The organism is Cryobacterium ruanii, assembly GCF_004404055.1.
Lineage (GTDB): Bacteria > Actinomycetota > Actinomycetes > Actinomycetales > Microbacteriaceae > Cryobacterium > Cryobacterium ruanii.
In genome coordinates, this window is sequence record NZ_SOHK01000024.1 from 93,777 (window position 1) to 112,031 (window position 18,255).

Here is an 18,255-nt window from a genome sequence, read left to right on the forward strand (position 1 = left end):
CTCAGACGCGCGGCGTGCGGCGTGGCACGAACGCGCCGTGCGCGCGCATCAGCTGCATCGACGCGCCCGGCACGAACAAGGGGGTGCCGGGCGCGTGCTCGAGACGCAAGTCGCGCAGGTCGTCGTGATTCGAATCCCAGAGCAGCGTGTACGCATCCACTCCCTCGTGCGCGGGCAGGGTAACGGTCTCGTCCTGCTCCCGGGCGTTGATCACGAGCAGGATGCGGTTGAACGCCTCGTGCTCAGGGGTGGACGCTGCCATGTATTGCAGGGTGCGCTCGGTCGGCGAGTTCCAGGCATCGCCGGTGAGCGCCTCGCCGGCGATGTTGTACCAGTCCAGCTGGCTGGCGTTCGGCGTGGTCTCGCCGAACCGCCCGAAATGCATCGGACGCAGGGCCGGGTTCTCGCGGCGCAGCTGCAGCAAGCGGCGGGTGACCCGGTGCAGGTCCTGCTGCCAGTCGTCGAAGTCCCAGTTCAGCCAGGTGAGCTCGCTGTCCTGGCAGTAGGCGTTGTTGTTGCCGCGCTGGCTGCGCCCGAACTCGTCGCCGGCAGTAAGCATGGGAATGCCGGCCGAGAGCAGGAGCGTGCCGAGCAGGTTGCGCATGGCCTTACGGCGGGTGGCCAGGATGGCCACGTCGCGGGTCGGCCCCTCAACCCCGTGGTTGTATGAGCTGTTGTTGTCGGTGCCGTCGCGATTCGACTCGCCATTGCCGAGGTTGTGCTTCACGTCGTAGGCGGTCAGGTCGGCGAGGGTGAATCCGTCATGCGCGGTGATGAAATTGAGCGAGGCGAGCGGGCCGCGCTGCTCGGAGAAGGTATTCGACGAACCGGCGACCCGGGTCGCGAACCGGCCGATGCCGCTGCCGGCCGAGCCGGTCAGGCGCAGGCTCTTCATATCCGAGAGCCAGAAGTCCCGCATGCGGTCGCGGTAGCGGTCATTCCACTCCGTCCAGCCGGGCGGAAAATTGCCGGTCTGCCAGCCGCCCTGGCCGACATCCCACGGCTCCGCGATGAGTTTCACGCCGGCCAGGTCCGGGTCGTCGCGAATCTCGGTGAGCAGCGGATGCTCCGGGTTGTAGACCACGCCGGCGTCCCGGCCGAGCGTCGCGGCGAGGTCGAAGCGGAACCCGTCTATCTGCAGGTCGTTGGCCCAGTAGCGCAGCGAGTCGAGCACGAGGCGTTTCGGCACGTCGTGGCTGAAGTCAACCGTGTTGCCGCAGCCGGTCACGTCGATGTAGGCGCCGGACTCGTCCTGCCGGTAGTAGGCTGCGTTGTCGATGCCGCGCAGGCTCGTGACCGGACCGTTGCGGCCCTCCTCGGCGGTGTGGTTGTAGACCACGTCGAGGATGACCTCGAGGCCGGCCTCGTGTAGCAGCTTGACCATTCCCTTGAACTCGCGCAGCACGGCTTCCGGCCCGGCGGACTGGGCCGCCTGGGTGGCGTAGTCGGCGTGCGGGGAGAAAAAGTTAAGGGTGTTGTAACCCCAATAGTTGATCAGGCCCTGTTTGATCAGGCGTTGCTCCGACACGAACGCTTGCACCGGCAGCAGTTCGACCGCGGTGACGCCAAGATCCTTCAGGTAGGCGATGGTGGATTCGTGGGCGAGACCGGCGTAGGTTCCTCGCAGTGCGGCCGGTACCAGAGGGTTCAGTCGGCTGAGGCCGCGCACGTGCGCCTCGTAGACCACGGTGTGATCGAGGGCTATAGCCGGTTTTTCGGTGCCGTTCCAGTCGAAATAGTCGTCGACCACTGACGACTGCCACAGCCCGGCCCCGGCCCGAACCAGACCTCGAGAATACGGTTCGATCAGAGTTTTCTCCGGGTGAAAAGAGTTCTTCGGGCTCGCCGGGCCCGACACGCGGATACCGTAGCGGCGCCCGGGTGACAGGGTGCGTGACCGACCGGACCACACGCCGTGCACGTCCTGGCTCATCGGCACGCTTTTGATGATCCAGTTCGGGTCGGTGTCGTCGAACATGCACAGGTCCATGGCGTCGGCGTGTTCGGCCCAGACGCGCAGTTCACCGCCCGCGCTGGTTAGTCGCACACCGAGGTTGCGCAGGGGGTCGGTGGAACTCATGGGTTCAAGAGTAATCAGTGCGGGGGGAGCGTGATGACCACGGGCATCCGCTCGACGGTAAAATGAATTGCATGGTTGTCTATCTGGACCATGCGGCGACCACGCCCATGCTTCCCGCCGCTATTGCCGCCTATGCCGAAGCGATGGGCGTCGTCGGTAACCCCGCTTCGGTTCACAGCCAGGGGCAGAACGCGAAACGGATGCTCGAAGAGTCACGCGAAATCGTCGCTGCGAGCCTGGCCTCTGATCCGATCGAGGTGGTTTTCACCGGCAGCGGCACCGAGGCCATCAACCTCGGCATCAAGGGCCTGTACTGGGCACGCGCCCCGCGCCGGCGCATCCTGGTGCCGGGCGGCGAACACCACGCGACCCTCGATACCGTCGAATGGCTCGCCCAGCACGATGGGGCCGTCGTCGAGTGGATTCCGCTCGACGAGAACGGCCGCATCGACCTCGGGGCGCTCGAGGCCGCCATCGCCCACGACCCCCTCGATGTGGCGCTGGTCAGCGTCATCATGGCCAATAATGAAGTCGGCACCATCGAGCCCGTCGCCGAGGTGGCGGTGCTCGCGGCCGCGCACGGAATTCCGGTGCACGTCGACGCCGTCGCAGCCTACGGCTACATCCCGGTGGATTTTCGCACGCTCGCTGCCGCCGGGGTGTCGGCGTTGAGCGTCTCGGCGCATAAGGTCGGCGGGCCGGTCGGCATCGGCGCGCTCGTACTCGGCCGCGCCACGACCGTCGAACCGCTCATCCACGGCGGCGGCCAGCAGCGCAAGGTGCGCAGCGGCACTCAGGATGTCGCGGCGGCGGTCTCGTTCGCGGTGGCGGCATCCGCTTTGTCTCGTGAACAGCTTGCGGCGCACGGTGGCCGCGAAACCGCGCGTCTCTCTCGCCTTCGCGACCGGGTGATCGAGGGGGTGGCCCTCTTGGCTCCCGGGGCGCAACTCAACGGCGACCCGATCAACCGGCTGCCCGGCAACGCCCACTTCAGCTTTGCCGGCTGTGAGGGTGACTCGCTGCTGTTCCTGCTCGACGCCGCCGGGGTGTCGGTGTCGACCGGGTCGGCCTGCCAGGCTGGCGTGCCTGAGCCCTCGCACGTGCTGCGGGCCATGGGGCGCAGCGAGGCCGAGTCCCGCGGAGCCTTGCGCATCACGCTCGGCCACTCGTCGACCGATGCCGACGTCGACGCGCTGCTCGCGGCGCTGCCGGCCGCGCACGCCCAGGCGCTCGCCGCCGGTATGGCCGATCGGGTGCCAGGGCACTGACGTTGGCTCCAACGGGCACTCCGCGTACACTCGTTGGGTGAAGGTTTTAGCAGCAATGAGTGGCGGTGTTGATTCCGCCGTCGCAGCCGCGCGTGCGGTCGAAGCTGGACACGAGGTGGTCGGTGTTCATCTTGCGCTGAGCCGCATGCCGGGCACGCTGCGCACCGGCAGCCGCGGCTGCTGCACCGTCGAAGACTCGATGGATGCCCAGCGCGCTGCGAACATCATGGGCATTCCGTACTACGTCTGGGATTTCTCCGAACGGTTCAAGCTCGACGTCGTCGACGACTTCATCGCCGAATATTCGGCCGGTCGCACCCCGAACCCGTGCATGCGCTGCAACGAGAAGATCAAGTTCGCCGCCTTGCTCGAAAAGGCCATGGCCCTCGGCTTCGACGCCGTCTGCACCGGCCACTACGCGAGCATTTTGACGGATGCCGATGGCAACAAGCAGCTGCACCGCGCGGCGGCCTGGGCGAAAGACCAGTCCTACGTGCTCGGCGTGCTCACCGCCGACCAGATCAACCACTCCATGTTCCCGCTCGGTGCGACGCCGACCAAGGCCGAGGTGCGGGCCGAAGCCGCCGAACGTGGCTTCTCGGTGGCGAACAAGCCGGACTCCTACGACATCTGCTTCATTCCAGACGGCGATACCAAGGGCTGGCTCGGCGAACGGGTCGCCCAGGTGACCGGCGACATCCTCGACCGGGAGGGCAATACGCTGGGCCAGCACGACGGCGCCGTCGCGTTCACCGTCGGTCAGCGCAAGGGCCTGTCGATCGGCACCCCGGCTGCTGACGGCAAGCCGCGCTTCGTGCTCGAGGTGCGCCCGATCACCAACACAGTCGTCGTCGGCCCCAAGGAGGCGCTCGCCATCAGGGAGATCGCCGGCAACGAGTACACCTGGGCTGGCCTAGCGCCCGAACAGCCAGAGGTGGAATTCGCCTGCCACGTGCAGATTCGCGCTCACGCCGACCCGGTTCCGGCGGTCGCCCAAGTGGTGAACGGTCTTGAGGGCGCCCTCGAACTGCGCATCATTCCGAATGAGCCGCTCGCCGGCGTCGCCCCCGGCCAGACCGCCGTCGTCTACGTCGGTACCCGGGTGCTTGGCCAGTGCACCATCGACCGCACCGTCAGCGCGGTTCCCGTTTTCGTCACACCTGCCAGCACCGCTTCGGCCAGCCCCGTCCCGGTCAATGCCTGAGTCCGTCGCCGACACCACCCCGGCGAGCCTCGCCGCCGCGGCCGCCGAGGCCGCCGACACGACCACGCGCGTGCTCACCGCCCGTGACGCCTACTACGGGCGGGACACCGTCGTCATCGCCGACGCCGAGTACGACCTGCTCGTGCAGCGCCTCGCCGAGCTCGAACGCCTCTACCCGGAACTGCAAAGCCAGGACAGCCCCACCCAGACGGTCGGCGGCCGCGCCGAGGTCACCCTGTTCGACGCGGTCACCCACGCCGAACGGATGCTCAGCCTCGACAACGTCTTCTCCCTCGCGGAATTCGCGGGCTGGGCCGGTAAAGCCGCAGATAACTCGGGCCGCGCCGTGCACTATCTGTGCGAGCTCAAGATCGACGGCCTCGCCGTCAACCTGCGCTACGCCAACGGTGTGCTCCTCTCCGCGGCGACCCGCGGCGACGGCGTCGTCGGCGAAGACGTCACCGAGAACATCGACCTGGTGCCCGGGATCCCGTCGCGGCTGGCCGGCACCGGGCATCCGTCGCTTATGGAGGTGCGCGGTGAGGTGTTCTTTCCCACGGCCGCGTTCGACGAACTGAACGCCGCGCAGTCCGCCGCCGGCGAGCGCGTGTTCGCGAATGCCCGCAACGCGGCGGCCGGGTCGCTGCGGCAGAAAGCCGCCGGCAAGAACGTCGATCAGCTGCGCCTGATGAAGGCCCGCCTCGGCCGGCTGCGCATGCTCGTGCATGGTATCGGCGCCTGGGAGAACCCGCCCGTTCAGACCCAGTCAGCGGTCTATGGCCTGCTCAAGGGCTGGGGCCTGCCGACCAGCAGCTACTTCAAGGTCGTCGAGTCGGTCCCCGAGGCTGCGGCGTTTATCGAGTACTACGGGGCACACCGCGGCAGCGTCGAACACGAACTCGATGGCATTGTGATCAAGATCGACGAGCTTGCACTGCACGCCGAACTCGGCGCCACCAACCGGGCGCCGCGCTGGGCGATCGCCTACAAGTATCCGCCCGAGCAGGTCAACACGAAGCTGCTCGACATCGTCGTGAGTGTCGGCCGCACCGGTCGCGCCACCCCCTTTGCCGTCATGCAGAAGGTGCTGCTAGCCGGCAGCGAGGTGCGCCAGGCCACCCTGCACAACCAGGACGTAGTCAAGGCCAAGGGCGTGCTGATCGGTGACACCATCGTGCTGCGCAAGGCTGGCGATGTCATTCCCGAGGTGCTCGGCCCGGTCGCCCTGCTGCGCGACGGTACCGAACGGGAATTCGTCATGCCGCTGAACTGCCCGGAGTGCGGCACCCCGCTGGCCCCGGCCAAAGAGGGTGACATCGACCTGCGCTGCCCGAACGCGCGCAGCTGCCCCGCGCAGGTGCGCGGCCGGGTCGAACACATCGGCAGCCGTGGCGGCCTCGACATCGAGGTGCTCGGCGAGGTCGCGGCCTCCGCGCTCACCCAGCCGACCGTGCCGGCCGATCCACCGTTGTCGACCGAGGCCGGCCTGTTCGACCTCGCGCTGGGCGACCTGCTGCCAATCCGGGTGATCGTGCGCGACGCCGAAACCGGGCTGCCCAAGGAAGACGACGACGGCACGGCCCGGCAGCGGATGCCGTTCCAACGCAATCCCAACGCCGCCGAGAAGAAGCAGGGGCTGACGGGGCCACAGCCGTCCTCGAGCGCGCTGAAGCTACTCGCCGAGATCGACAAGGCCAAGACCAAGCCGCTGTGGCGCATCCTGGTCTCGCTCAATATCCGTCACGTCGGCCCGGTTGCGGCTCGTGCGCTGGCCAACCACTTTGGCTCACTCGACACCATTCGGGCAGCCACCCGTGAACAACTCGCGGAGGTCGACGGGGTCGGCGGCATCATCGCCGATGCGGTGCTGGACTGGTTTTTGGTGGACTGGCATGTCGATATCGTCACCCAGTGGGCCGCGGCCGGCGTGCAGTTCACCACGCCGGGCCATCCGGGTCCGGGAGCGGCCGAGGCCGCCGGGGGAGTGCTCGCGGGGCTGACCGTCGTGGCCACCGGTTCACTCGAGGGCTTCAGTCGAGAGGGCGCGCAGGAGGCGATCATCGCCGCCGGCGGTAAGAGCGCGTCGAGCGTGTCCAAGAACACTGACTTCGTGGCCGCCGGGCCGGGCGCCGGATCGAAGCTCGGCAAGGCCGAAACCCTCGGAATCCGTATTCTCGACGCCGATGAGTTTCGACTCTTGCTGGCCGAGGGCCCGGCAGGATTGCCTACTCGGGCTTGAGGATGACTTTGGTCCAACCGTTGTTGCGGTCGTTGAAGTTCTTGTAGGCATCCACGGCTTGGCTGAGCGGGATCTCGTGCGAAACGATCCATGAAGGCTTGGCCTTGCCCACGGCAATCAGGTCGCGCAATTGCCGATTGTATCTCTTTACCGGGCATTGGCCGCTGCCCATGCTCTGCCCTTTGAGCCACATCAGGCCGTAATCTATGGCTATCTTGCCCTTCTTGGCGTTCTCGTCGAAGCCACCGGGATCTGCCGGCAGGAAGACGCCGACAACGCCGATTCCCCCGGTAATTCGCACCGTCTGAATCAGCCGGTTCAGAGTCATGGCGGGATCTTCGGTACCCTGTGGGTCGTGGGCCTGATAGCCCACGCATTCACAACCCCGGTCCGCGCCGATACCCTTCGTCTGGTCCAAAATGAACTGAACCGGGTCCGTCTTTGAATCATCAACGGCGATCGCACCGATCTGCTCGGCGAGGGCCAGCCGATCCGGGCGTCGGTCCACGACCCAGACTTTACTCGCGCCCTTGATCGTCGCAGACAGGGCAGCCATCAGCCCGACCGGACCCGCACCGTAAATCACGACCGTGTCACCGGGGATCACGCCGGCCATTTCGGTAGCGTGGTAGCCCGTCGGGAAGATGTCCGAGAGCATCACGTAATCGTTTTGCTTTTCTTTGGCGTCTTCACCCAGGCGCAAGCAGTTGTTGTCACCGTAGGGCACACGCAACATTTGGGCCTGCCCGCCGGGATACGGACCCATGCCGGCGAAGCCGTAGGCGGCGCCGGCACCGACCGGGTCGGGTTGAGTGGTCATGCAATAGTTGGTGAACCCGCGCTCGCAGTTTTTGCAGAACCCGCAGGAAATATTGAACGGCAACACGACGAGTTCGCCCAATTTGACCTTGTCGACGCCGTTACCGACCTCGATGACCTCGCCCATATTTTCGTGGCCAAACGTGCGTCCAACCTCGAAATCGGTGCGCCCCTCATACATGTGTAGATCTGAACCGCAGATGTTTGTTGCCGTAATGCGAACCAGAACATCAGTGGGACGTTCGATCTTGGCATCCGGAACTTCTTCAACACTGACCTCATTGGGGCCCTTGTAAACGACTGCTTTCATTTCTCTTCACTTCCTGACTTTTTTTGAACGTGACGACGGAGGATCCGGCAACACTTTCGGAGGTATTGAATGGATAAATGTCCCGACAGTCCTAAGCTGTGCGGTAAGCGAGCATGCCTCAGTTTTATCACGATCGCGCGTTGCCTACTACTGTGCGCCTTCAAGGAATGGCGGGCGGGGCGCTGGCCGGGTCGAGATCACTCGACTCGGCCAGAGGTGTCCTGTAAGAAAGAGCGGACGACGTCAGAGAATATCGAGCGGTTGCTTTCTGCGGGGCGCCGGAAACGCGCTATCGAGAGACAAGTAATCCTCGGCGTCGAGCACCACGGCGCCCGCGCCGGCATTCTGGCGCACGTGCTCGGGCGACGAAGCCTTGGGGATCGCGATGACGCCCGGTTGCCGAATAACCCAGGCCAGCGCGATCTGGGCACTAGTCACTCCGTGCCGTTCTCCCAGTTCAGCCAGTAAGGGATGCTCGAGCAGGGATGGTCCCTGCCCGAGCGGCGAATATGCCATAAGCGGCATACCCACGCGTTGCTGCCACGGCAGCAGATCAAACTCAATGCCCCGACTGCCGAGGTTGTAGAGCACCTGATTGGTGGCACATCCGTCGGGTACTCGCTTCAGATCATCCAGGTCGAAATTCGATAATCCCCAACTCCGAATCTTGCCAGCCGCCACCAGACGGTCGAACCCGTCGACGGTCTCAGCTAGTGGATATCTACCGGCCCAATGCAGCAAGTAGACGTCGAGCCGATCGGTATCGAGCCGGCGCAGGCTGCGCTCGCACGCAGCGACGACACCGCTGCGGCTCGCGTTATGCGGGTAGACCTTGCTTACCAGCACCACCTCGTCACGTCGCCCTCGGATGGCCTCGCCGACCAGTTCCTCCGAAGCTCCGTCGCCATACATTTCGGCCGTGTCGATCACGGTCAGGCCGACGTCGATCCCCGCGCGGAGAGCCGACAACTCGTTGGTTCGTCTCGCGGGGTCCTCACCGAGATGCCAGGTTCCCTGCCCAATCACGGGTACTTGACCGCCGTTAAAAAGATCTGTGTAGCGCATGCGCGTCACGTTCATCCACCTCGCATTCCGCTGCCTCGACGTCACCCGCGGCATCCAGCCCCACAATCAGCGGAGCACTGCCCGGCCTGACCTGCTGATGGGGTCTCCCGCGCTGGGCCAGGTCGGCACGATCCACCGACGCGGTCCGCATACGGATTTTCACCCGACGCGGGCCCGGTGCAGGGTTCAGGAGATTCCGCATCGAAAGTACGGATCCGGTCAGGTTCTGCTCCACGATAATTGTTCTCATATTTCTAAGTGTGCTCTCTATCGGTCACCTCTCGCTGAATTTATTGATCCAGGGCGTCGTCGTCGTCGGTGACTCAAGCTTCACTCGATCAGCGCGAAAGGGACCGACCGGATCCGTTGTCGATTTCTGTCCAGGGAAGCGGACACTGACTGCAACAGGGTCGTGGGGTGTGGCTGCACGGGTGGTGGCGGTCGGCGGATCGGGCTCGCGGCGGCTGGCGAATAGGATTGGAGTATCCACCCCAATGCGTATCGGAGCACCATGTCTGAAATCACGGCCGAGCAGGTTGCCCATTTGGCATACCTCGCCCGGATCGACCTCAGCCCCCTCGAGATCACCGATCTCACCCATGACCTCGGCCAGATCGTCGACTCGATCGCCAAAGTGTCTGAGGTTGCCACAGCCGATACACCGGCCACGAGCCATCCGATGCCGCTGACCAACGTGTTCCGCGATGACATCGTCGTGCCCTCCCTGACGGTCGAGCAGGCACTGTCCGGTGCACCCGACCGCGCCGGAGACAAATTCCGCGTGCCTGCCATTCTGGACGAGGAGTGACCATGACCTATCTCACCAAGCTCTCCGCCGCTGCACTGAGTGAACTTTTGGTCAGCAAGCAGGTCAGCGCCGTCGAGGCGACCCGCGCCCACCTTGACCACATCACGGCGGTCGACACCGACCTGCATGCTTTTCTGCACGTCGCAGCCGACGCCGCCCTCAACACCGCCGCCGCGATTGATGCCCGCCGCGCCGCGGGTGAGCGGCTGAACCCGCTCGCCGGTGTTCCGATCGCGATCAAAGACGTGCTCGCCACCCAGGACATGCCCACCACCGCCGGGTCGAAAATTCTCGAGGGCTGGGTGCCGCCGTACGATGCGACCGTCGTCGCCCGCCTGCGTGCGGCCGGGCTGATTCCGCTCGGCAAGACCAACATGGACGAATTCGCCATGGGCTCATCCACCGAGCACTCCGCCTATGGCGTCACCCGCAACCCCTGGGACCGCGACCGCATCCCCGGTGGCTCCGGCGGCGGCTCGGCCGCGGCCGTCGCCTCCTTTCAGGCGCCGCTCGCCCTCGGCAGCGACACCGGCGGATCGATTCGCCAGCCGGCCGCTGTAACCGGCTCGGTCGGCGTCAAGCCGACCTATGGCGGCGTCTCCCGCTATGGCGCTATCGCCCTCGCGTCGAGCCTCGACCAGGTCGGCCCGGTCTCCCGCACGGTCTACGACGCCGCCCTGCTGCACGATGTCATCGGCGGGCACGACCCGCTGGATTCCACCTCGCTGACCGACAGCTGGCCCTCCATGGCCGCCGCGGCCCAAGCTGGCCTCAAGGACGGCGCCCTCAAGGGCGTGCGCGTCGGCGTCATCAAGGAACTCTCCGGTGATGGATTCCAGGCCGGCGTCACCCAGCGCTTCACGGAGACCCTTGCCCTGCTCGTCGCCGCCGGTGCCGAGATCACCGAGGTCTCCGCCCCGAACTTCGAGTACGCCGTCGCGGCCTACTACCTGATTCTGCCGGCCGAAGCCTCGAGCAACCTGGCGCGCTTTGACTCGGTGCGCTTCGGCATCCGGGTCAACCCGGAGACCGGTTCGCTCACGAGCGAGCACGTCATGAGCGCCACCCGTGAGGCGGGTTTCGGTGCCGAGGTCAAGCGCCGTATCATCCTCGGCACCTACGCCCTGAGCGCCGGCTACTACGACGCCTACTACGGCAGCGCGCAGAAGGTGCGCACGCTCATCCAGCGCGACTTCGCCGCCGCATTCAGCCAGGTCGACGTGCTCGTCTCGCCGAGCGCCCCGACCACCGCGTTCAAATTCGGTGAGAAGCTCGCCGACCCGATGGCCATGTACATCAACGACGTCACCACCATCCCGGCCAACCTCGCCGGAGTGCCCGGCATGAGCATCCCGATCGGACTGGCACCAGAAGACGGCCTCCCGGTCGGCCTGCAGATCATGGCCCCGGCCAAAGCGGATGCCCGCCTCTACACCGTCGGCGCTGCCATCGAGCAGCTGCTCGAGGCGAGATGGGGGCACACCATGCTCAGCCAGGCTCCAGCCCTGACACCGACCGAAATGTTTGCCAGCGAAGAGGGAGCCGTCTGATGACAAGGTCCGAATTGATGGACTACGACAAAGCACTCGAACTGTTCGAGCCGGTGCTCGGCTTCGAGGTGCACGTCGAACTGAACACCAAAACCAAGATGTTCTGCGGCTGCGCCAACGAGTTCGGCTCCGGCGCCAACACGAACACCTGTCCTACCTGCCTCGGCCTGCCCGGCGGGTTACCGCAGGTGAATAAGAAGGCGATCGAATCGAGCATCCGTTTGGGGTTGGCTTTGGGGTGTGAGATCGCGGAACACTCGCGGTTCGCCCGCAAGAACTACTTCTATCCCGACACGGCGAAGAACTTTCAGACCAGCCAGTACGACGACCCGATCTGCCACGACGGATCCATCACGATCGAACTCGAGAGCGGGCGCCTGGTCACCGTCGAGATCGAACGCGCCCACATGGAAGACGACGCCGGCAAGCTCACCCACATGGGCGGCGCCACCGGACGCATCCAGGGCGCTGACTACTCGCTCGTCGACTACAACCGCGGCGGCGTGCCGCTGGTCGAGATCGTCACCCAGATGATCGAGGGCGCCGAACACGACGCCCCCGAGATTGGCAGGACCTACGTCGCGGCCATTCGCGAGATCGCCAAGGCGCTCGGCGTCTCGAACGCCCGCATGGAAGAGGGCAACGTGCGCTGCGACGCCAACGTCTCCCTGCGCCCGCGCGGCTCGAACGTGCTCGGCACCCGCACCGAGACCAAGAACGTGAACTCGCTGCGAAGCGTCGAGCGCGCCGTGCGCTACGAGATCCAGCGCCAGGCGGCCGTGCTGCACGCCGGCGGCACCATCACGCAGGAGACCCGGCACTGGCACGAAGACACCGGCCGTACGAGCGCCGGTCGGCCCAAGAGCGACGCTGACGACTACCGCTACTTTCCCGAGCCCGACCTGTTGCCGATGGCGCCGTCGCGTGACTGGGTCGAAGAGCTGCGCCTGACCCTGCCTGAGCCGCCCGCAGCCCGCCGCAAGCGTCTGCAGGCGTCCTGGGGTTTCGTGAACCTCGAGTTCCAGGACGTCGTCAACTCCGACCTGCTCGACGCGGTCGAAGCGACCGTCGCCGCCGGGGCATCCGCGCAGGCCGCACGCAAGTGGTGGACCGGTGAAATCGCCCGACTCGCCAACGTGGCCGGAGTCGCCGCCGACTCGCTCGTGACGCCGGTGCAGCTCGCCGCGCTGATCGAACTCGTCGAGGCCGGGACCCTCACCGACCGCCTGGCCCGCCAAGTGCTCGAGGGCGTCATAGCCGGGGAAGGCACTCCGGTCGAGGTCGTCGAGAGCCGTGGCCTCGCCGTGATCTCCGACGATGGCCCACTCATCGCGGCCATCGACGCCGCGCTGCTGGACCAGCCCGATGTGCTCGCCAAGATCCGCGACGGCAAGGTGCAGGCCGCCGGCGCCGTCATCGGCGCGGTCATGAAGGCCATGCGCGGGCAAGCGGATGCCGCGCGCGTGCGCGAACTCGTGCTCGAACGCGCCCAGGCGATCGAGTAGAGCATGGGTGGTCAGAGCACTGTTTTCGGAGTGGGCGTGCAGGTCATCGTGCACCTTGACCGCACCCGTTTTCCCGACTCCCTCATCGACGACCCGATCGGCGTGATCGTGGCGCCGGGAGAGTCGGAGGGAGCCGGGCTCTACGCACCGACCGTGGTGCGGGAGAAGTTCTGGGTCGTGCGGTTCGAGGAACCCTTCTTCGGCCTCGACGGTTCCGGCCCGCACGATTCCGCTCGCATCCCGCAGGGCTTCCTGGAAGCGGCGCCGGACGCGTGAACGTGACCACTGCGCAGCCGGACGGGCGGGAACCGTCGCCCCGGGACATCCGTCGGTGGCGGCAATACCTGGCCGACGAGCAGGCGGAGGCTGCGGTATACCGCGACCTCGCCAACCGACGGGCCGGCGAGGAACGTCAGATTCTGCTCGCCCTCGCTGACGCTGAGGGTCGACATGAAGAGCACTGGCGGCAACTGCTCGGCGCCAGCCTCGGCTCGCCCCGGCGCGGCGCGCTACGCACCCGATTTCTTGGACTACTCGCCCGCCGGTTCGGATCGGTCTTCGTGCTCGCCCTCGCCCAGCGGGCCGAGGGCCGCTCGCCTTACCAAGCGGATGCCGACGCGACCAACGCTATGGCCGCCGACGAGACCGTGCACGAAGAGGTCGTGCGCGGGCTCGCCGCGCGCGGCCGTAAACGCCTGTCGGGTACCTTTCGGGCTGCCGTGTTCGGCGTCAATGACGGACTCGTCAGCAACCTCGCCCTCGTGCTCGGCATCGGGGCGACCGGTGTACCGGCCGCGACTATTCTGTTCACCGGCATCGCCGGGCTGCTGGCCGGGGCGCTCTCGATGGGCGCGGGTGAGTACGTGTCGGTGCGGTCCCAGCGGGAACTGCTCGAAGCCTCCACTCCCGCGGCGCCGGCCAAGAGCGTGCTCTCGCACCTCGACCTCGCCGCCAACGAGCTCACCCTGGTCTACCGGGCCCGTGGCATGTCCGAGGTGGAGGCCGAGACCTACGCCCGTGGCGTGCTGGCTACGGCCTATGCCGCCACCGGACCGATCGACGCGGTGAACAGGCAGGTGCCGCAGCCCGACGAACACGAGGCCATAGGCACGGGAACCGGCGCCGCCTTGTCGAGCTTCTGCTTCTTCGCCTCCGGCGCGCTGCTCCCGGTGCTGCCGTACCTGTTCGGCATGAGCGGCTACGCGGCCATCATCGTCGCGACCGTACTGGTCGGCGTGGCGCTGCTCGCTACCGGTGCCGTCGTCGGCCTGCTCTCGGGCGGTCCTCCGCTCAAGCGCGCCCTGCGGCAACTCGTCATCGGCCTCGGCGCGGCCGCGGTCACCTACCTTCTCGGGCTGGTCTTCGGTACGTCGATCGGCTAGCTTGGCGCCAGGACGGCCGCGGGACCGGCCACGACGGCGAGCTCGGTTCGGCCGCACCACTGGAACGTGTGTGCTCCGTGCAGCCCCACTGCGCCGTCCGTTGACGCGGGGTCAGCCAAGAGCTTGGTCAAACCCGGCAGACGCAGCAGCGCGCCGGTCGCGAGGTGGGTGTCGGTCGAGACAACCACCCGGCCGCTCGCGTTGATCACCGTCACCGCAACAGCGTCGGCGCCAAGGAGGGGAACGAGATCGCGCTCGATCTCATCGACGGACAGGTCGATCCCGACGACGCCGATGAGCTCGTTGCCGCCGCGGTACACCGGCAGCGTGAGCGTCAGGGTGTACTCGTCGGTGCATAAATAGTCCACATAGGGGCCGGTGATATGCCGTCGTCCGGTTTGTGCCGGAACCCGCCACCACTCCAGAGCGGTGTAGTCCCGAAAATTCTCGTCGAGAGGGTCTTCGAGCGTTTCCAAATGACGGATGCCGTTGGCCGGCAGCCTCGGCGACGCCGCGTTCTGCCCGCCCAGCCACCAGGCCAGGTGCCAGCCCAGAAAGCCGGGCGCGGAGACGAAGCCGGCCCCGATCACGCACCCGACTGGGTCGGCGAACTCGCGGCGCACCAGCTCTTCAACCAGGGAGTCGAGTTCGGCCCGGTCGGCCACAGTGCCGGGGCGCGCGGCGTAGCGCTCAACGAGGTCGGCCCACTGTTCCAACCGGGCGAAGACCGGGTCGAACACGGCGGCAACGGATGTCACACAGGCGCCGGTACGCGGCGTCTTCTGCTCGGGCGTGATGGTCATGCGGGAGCCACGGTCCGTACCGCTTCGGTTGTGCTGCCGGTCATCGTCGACCCGCCTTTCTGTTCCAGAAGGGACTTGGCTTCAATCAGCCACTCGATGGATTCGGTGATCTGTGAAACGGTGAGCTGCCGTGCCAGGGCGCCGTCCTCGGCGACGAGCGCAGCGACCGTCTCGCGTTGCACCGCACGGCAGCGTTTCCGACGAAGCGGCTCTCGCAGGCCGAGCCAGAGCAGCGCGCCGAACTCGGCCTGCAACCGCAATTCTTCGCGCACGAGGCGGGCGGAATGGCTGAGCGCGGCCACTTCGAGACGGAAGGTGCCCTGGCCGCGGCGTGCGGCATCCGCTGTGCCGGCATCGGTGCGGTCGAGGACGCGCTCGAGGTTGTCGATGTCGGCCGCACTGGCCCGGTCGGCGGCGAGTTCGGCCGCGAGGCCGGCGATTGCGGAATAGTGCACGCCGAGGTCCCGCAGGTGTACCCGGGACCAGGCCAGCAGGCGGTCGTCCTGCAAGTTTGTCGAACCTTCGCCGGCGAAGGTGACGAAGCTGCCGCCGTCGCGACCGCGCTTGGTGTGCACGAGGTTGTTGCGGCGCAGAATCTCAAGCGCTTCGCGAGCGGTGACGGTGGCGACGCCGAGCTGGCGGGCCAGTTCGGCTTCGCTCGGCAGCCGTTCGCCGTCGTGCAGCACCCCGAGCACGATGGCGTCGGTCAGGCGCTGCAGCACCAGTTCGGCGCGGCCCGCGCCGTCGAGGGGAGCGAAGATGGCCGCGCGCGTTCCTGATCCGGCACGGATGGACTGCGGCATGGGCGGCTCTTTTCAGGTTGTGACACGACCGTAACATCTCGGCGCACTTTCATGACATCTAACTCCATATGATTAGCCTGCAAGTGAGCAGGGAGTCAGTGGATGACAGAGGAGATCATATGACCGGTGCGCAGCCCGCCATCCGTTTGACCGGCCTGACCAAGAGTTTCGGTAGCATCAACGCCGTCGACGGCGTCGACCTCGACATCGTCGAGGGGGAATTCTTCTCCATGCTCGGGCCGTCCGGGTCGGGCAAGACCACCGTCTTGCGCCTAATCGCCGGCTTCGAGCAGCCCACGAGCGGATCGATCGCGCTGCGCGGCCAGGACGTCACCGACCGGGCACCGTTCGACCGGGACGTCAACACCGTTTTCCAGGACTACGCCTTGTTTCCGCACATGAGTGTGCTCGATAACGTCGCTTACGGGCTGCGCGTGCGCGGAGTCGCCAAACGAGCCAGGCACGAGCAGGCCAGAGCGGCCCTCGACACCGTGCGCCTGGGCGGTTTCGCCGATCGGAAACCCAGCCAGCTCTCGGGAGGGCAACGCCAGCGGGTGGCCCTGGCCCGCGCCACCGTTGTGCAGCCCAAGGTATTGCTGCTCGACGAACCGCTCGGCGCGCTTGACCTCAAGCTGCGCGAGCAGATGCAGGTCGAACTCAAGGAACTGCAGCGCAGCCTCGGCATCACGTTCATTTTCGTCACCCACGACCAGCAGGAAGCACTCACCCTCAGTGACCGCATCGCCGTCTTCAACGAGGGCAGGATCGAGCAGCTCGGCACCCCGGCCGAGATTTACGAGCGCCCGGCTTCGCCCTTCGTCGCCGCGTTCGTTGGCACCTCGAACATCTTCGACGACAACATCTCGCAGGCGCTGCTCGGTCGCAGCGGCACAAACTCGGTGCGCCCCGAGAAGATCAGCATCATCACCGAGAACCTGCCCCTCGTCGCCGATCGCGCCGCGACCGGGGTTCTCGCCGAGGTGATCTATGTCGGCAGCAGCACCCAGCTCATCGTCGACCTCGACGCCGGAACGCGCGTCGTGGTGCTCGAACAGAATGACGCGCACCGCGTGACGACCAACGGTCGCGGCGCGCGCGTGACGGTCGGCTGGAACGACTCTGACATCGTCGCCCTCACGGCTCCCGCTCTTACTTCCCGCCCCTGACCGATTCACGAATGGAGAAAGTCATGAAACGCACCCCTGCACGCCGAACATCCGCACGCTTCACCCCTGGCGCCCGCACCGGCGTCGCGATCGTATCGGTCGCTCTGCTCCTCACCGCCTGCGGTACCAGCCAGGGCGGCGGCACGACGGAACCGACCGAAGCCCAGACCGCACTCGGTGCGATGGAGGGCAGCGTCTCGCTGCTGGCCTGGCCCGGCTACGTCGAAGACGGCACCAACGACCCCGAGGTCGACTGGGTCAGCGCCTTCGAGGATGAGACCGGCTGCACCGTGACGAGCAAGACCTACGGTACCTCGGACGAAGCGTTCAGCCTCATGAAAACCGGTGATTACGACGTCGTGGCAGCCTCCGGAGACGCCTCGCTGCGGCTCGTCGGCGCCGGCGACGTCGCCCCGGTCAACACCGACCTCATTCCCAACTATGAGGGCATCTTCGACTTTCTAAAGATGCAGTCCTGGAACAGCGTCGACGGCGTCTCCTACGGGATTCCGCACGGCTATGGCGCCAACCTGCTCATGTACAACACGGAGGTCGTCACCCCGGCGCCCACCTCGTGGGACGTCGTCTTCGACAAGTCGTCCGCCTACAAGGGTGCGGTGACCGCCTACGATTCGCCGATTTCCCTGGCGGATGCCGCGGTCTATCTCATGACGCACCAGCCGGAACTGGGAATCGAGAACCCGTACGCGCTCGACGAAACCCAGCTGGCGGCTTCCGTTCAACTATTCAAGGACCAGCGGGTGAATATCGGCGAATACTGGTCGGACTACCTCAAGGAAGTGCAGGCCTTCGAAACCGGTGACACCGTCGTCGGCACCACCTGGCAGGTCATCCGCAACTCGCTCGCCGAGGGAACCCCGGCCGAGGTCGTGCTGCCCGAGGAGGGTGCCACCGGGTGGTCGGACACCTGGATGATCGCCGCCAACGCGAAGAGCCCGAACTGCGCCTACGCCTGGTTGGACTACATTGCGAGCCCCGAAGCCAACGCCCAAGCCACCGAGTACTTCGGCGAGGCGCCGTCCAACGCGGGAGCCTGCGACTTCACGGTCAACCCGGATCACTGCGAGATCTTCCACGCCGGAGACGCCGACTACGCCGCGCAGATCTGGTACTGGTCGACCCCGATCGCTGAGTGCCTCGACGGGCGCACCGACGTCAAGTGCACCGACTACTCGGACTGGACGACGGCCTGGCAGGAAATCAAGGGCTGAGGCTCGTTCGCGTGAAAACAG

The 18,255-nt window shown here is 66.3% G+C and carries 15 protein-coding genes; 10 read left to right on the top strand and 5 right to left on the bottom strand.

Going from position 1 to position 18,255, the window contains the following annotated elements:
- Window position 1: 1 nt before the first annotated feature.
- Window positions 2–2,080, bottom strand: a complete 2,079-nt coding sequence (gene glgX / locus E3T47_RS15330) for a glycogen debranching protein GlgX (protein WP_134556906.1) — start codon at window positions 2,078–2,080, stop codon at window positions 2–4.
- A gap of 71 nt (window positions 2,081–2,151) precedes the next feature.
- Between glgX and E3T47_RS15335 the strand changes: the two genes are divergently transcribed.
- Genes E3T47_RS15335 through ligA form a run of 3 tightly spaced genes read left to right on the top strand, consistent with a single transcriptional unit; the run spans window position 2,152 to window position 6,791 of the window.
- Window positions 2,152–3,348 (top strand): cysteine desulfurase family protein, encoded by a 1,197-nt coding sequence (locus E3T47_RS15335; protein ID WP_134556907.1) that lies wholly within the window; start codon window positions 2,152–2,154, stop codon window positions 3,346–3,348.
- Window positions 3,349–3,385: 37 nt separating this feature from the next.
- Window positions 3,386–4,552 carry a tRNA 2-thiouridine(34) synthase MnmA gene (gene mnmA, locus E3T47_RS15340; RefSeq protein ID WP_181445810.1) on the top strand — a complete coding sequence of 389 codons (1,167 nt, stop codon included), beginning with the start codon at window positions 3,386–3,388 and terminating at the stop codon, window positions 4,550–4,552.
- On the top strand, window positions 4,545–6,791 hold the full coding sequence (gene ligA, locus E3T47_RS15345; RefSeq protein ID WP_134556908.1) for an NAD-dependent DNA ligase LigA: 2,247 nt from the start codon (window positions 4,545–4,547) through the stop codon (window positions 6,789–6,791). The genes mnmA and ligA overlap by 8 nt, the downstream gene beginning before the upstream one ends.
- On the opposite strand, the gene E3T47_RS15350 is transcribed toward ligA, so the two are convergent.
- Both E3T47_RS15350 and E3T47_RS15355 read right to left on the bottom strand, forming a co-directional pair.
- Complete coding sequence (locus E3T47_RS15350) at window positions 6,778–7,920, bottom strand: glutathione-independent formaldehyde dehydrogenase (RefSeq protein ID WP_134556909.1); 1,143 nt, start codon at window positions 7,918–7,920, stop codon at window positions 6,778–6,780. The genes ligA and E3T47_RS15350 overlap by 14 nt on opposite strands.
- 243 nt (window positions 7,921–8,163) lie before the next feature.
- On the bottom strand, window positions 8,164–9,000 hold the full coding sequence (locus E3T47_RS15355) for an aldo/keto reductase (RefSeq protein WP_241982305.1): 837 nt from the start codon (window positions 8,998–9,000) through the stop codon (window positions 8,164–8,166).
- A gap of 496 nt (window positions 9,001–9,496) precedes the next feature.
- Here E3T47_RS15355 and gatC point away from each other — a divergent pair, with 496 nt between their 5' ends.
- From gatC to E3T47_RS15380, 5 genes are read left to right on the top strand one after another with little or no spacing between them, the layout of a single operon-like run.
- Window positions 9,497–9,793 carry an Asp-tRNA(Asn)/Glu-tRNA(Gln) amidotransferase subunit GatC gene (gene gatC, locus E3T47_RS15360; RefSeq protein WP_134556910.1) on the top strand — a complete coding sequence of 99 codons (297 nt, stop codon included), beginning with the start codon at window positions 9,497–9,499 and terminating at the stop codon, window positions 9,791–9,793.
- 2 nt (window positions 9,794–9,795) lie between these two features.
- Window positions 9,796–11,343 (top strand): Asp-tRNA(Asn)/Glu-tRNA(Gln) amidotransferase subunit GatA, encoded by a 1,548-nt coding sequence (gene gatA, locus E3T47_RS15365; RefSeq protein ID WP_134556911.1) that lies wholly within the window; start codon window positions 9,796–9,798, stop codon window positions 11,341–11,343.
- Complete coding sequence (gene gatB, locus E3T47_RS15370; protein ID WP_134556912.1) at window positions 11,343–12,848, top strand: Asp-tRNA(Asn)/Glu-tRNA(Gln) amidotransferase subunit GatB; 1,506 nt, start codon at window positions 11,343–11,345, stop codon at window positions 12,846–12,848. Before gatA ends, gatB begins: the two co-directional genes overlap by 1 nt.
- A 3-nt stretch (window positions 12,849–12,851) precedes the next feature.
- The gene (locus E3T47_RS15375) at window positions 12,852–13,124 is read left to right on the top strand and encodes a hypothetical protein (protein ID WP_134556913.1); all 273 of its coding nucleotides are present in this window, start codon (window positions 12,852–12,854) and stop codon (window positions 13,122–13,124) included.
- Window positions 13,121–14,230, top strand: a complete 1,110-nt coding sequence (locus E3T47_RS15380; RefSeq protein ID WP_241982306.1) for a VIT1/CCC1 transporter family protein — start codon at window positions 13,121–13,123, stop codon at window positions 14,228–14,230. Before E3T47_RS15375 ends, E3T47_RS15380 begins: the two co-directional genes overlap by 4 nt.
- On the opposite strand, the gene E3T47_RS15385 is transcribed toward E3T47_RS15380, so the two are convergent.
- Both E3T47_RS15385 and E3T47_RS15390 read right to left on the bottom strand, forming a co-directional pair.
- Window positions 14,227–15,033 (bottom strand): cache domain-containing protein, encoded by an 807-nt coding sequence (locus E3T47_RS15385; protein WP_134556914.1) that lies wholly within the window; start codon window positions 15,031–15,033, stop codon window positions 14,227–14,229. The two genes, E3T47_RS15380 and E3T47_RS15385, sit on opposite strands and share 4 nt — an antisense overlap.
- Window positions 15,030–15,836 (bottom strand): FadR/GntR family transcriptional regulator, encoded by an 807-nt coding sequence (locus tag E3T47_RS15390; protein WP_134556915.1) that lies wholly within the window; start codon window positions 15,834–15,836, stop codon window positions 15,030–15,032. The genes E3T47_RS15385 and E3T47_RS15390 overlap by 4 nt, the downstream gene beginning before the upstream one ends.
- A 119-nt stretch (window positions 15,837–15,955) precedes the next feature.
- Between E3T47_RS15390 and E3T47_RS15395 the strand changes: the two genes are divergently transcribed.
- Both E3T47_RS15395 and E3T47_RS15400 read left to right on the top strand, forming a co-directional pair.
- Window positions 15,956–17,002: an ABC transporter ATP-binding protein gene (locus tag E3T47_RS15395; protein WP_134556916.1), complete on the top strand. Its 1,047-nt coding sequence runs from the start codon at window positions 15,956–15,958 to the stop codon at window positions 17,000–17,002.
- Window positions 17,003–17,025: 23 nt separating this feature from the next.
- A complete protein-coding gene (locus E3T47_RS15400; protein ID WP_134556917.1) occupies window positions 17,026–18,234 on the top strand; it encodes an extracellular solute-binding protein in 1,209 nt (402 codons plus the stop codon).
- The last annotated feature ends 21 nt before the right edge of the window (window positions 18,235–18,255 follow it).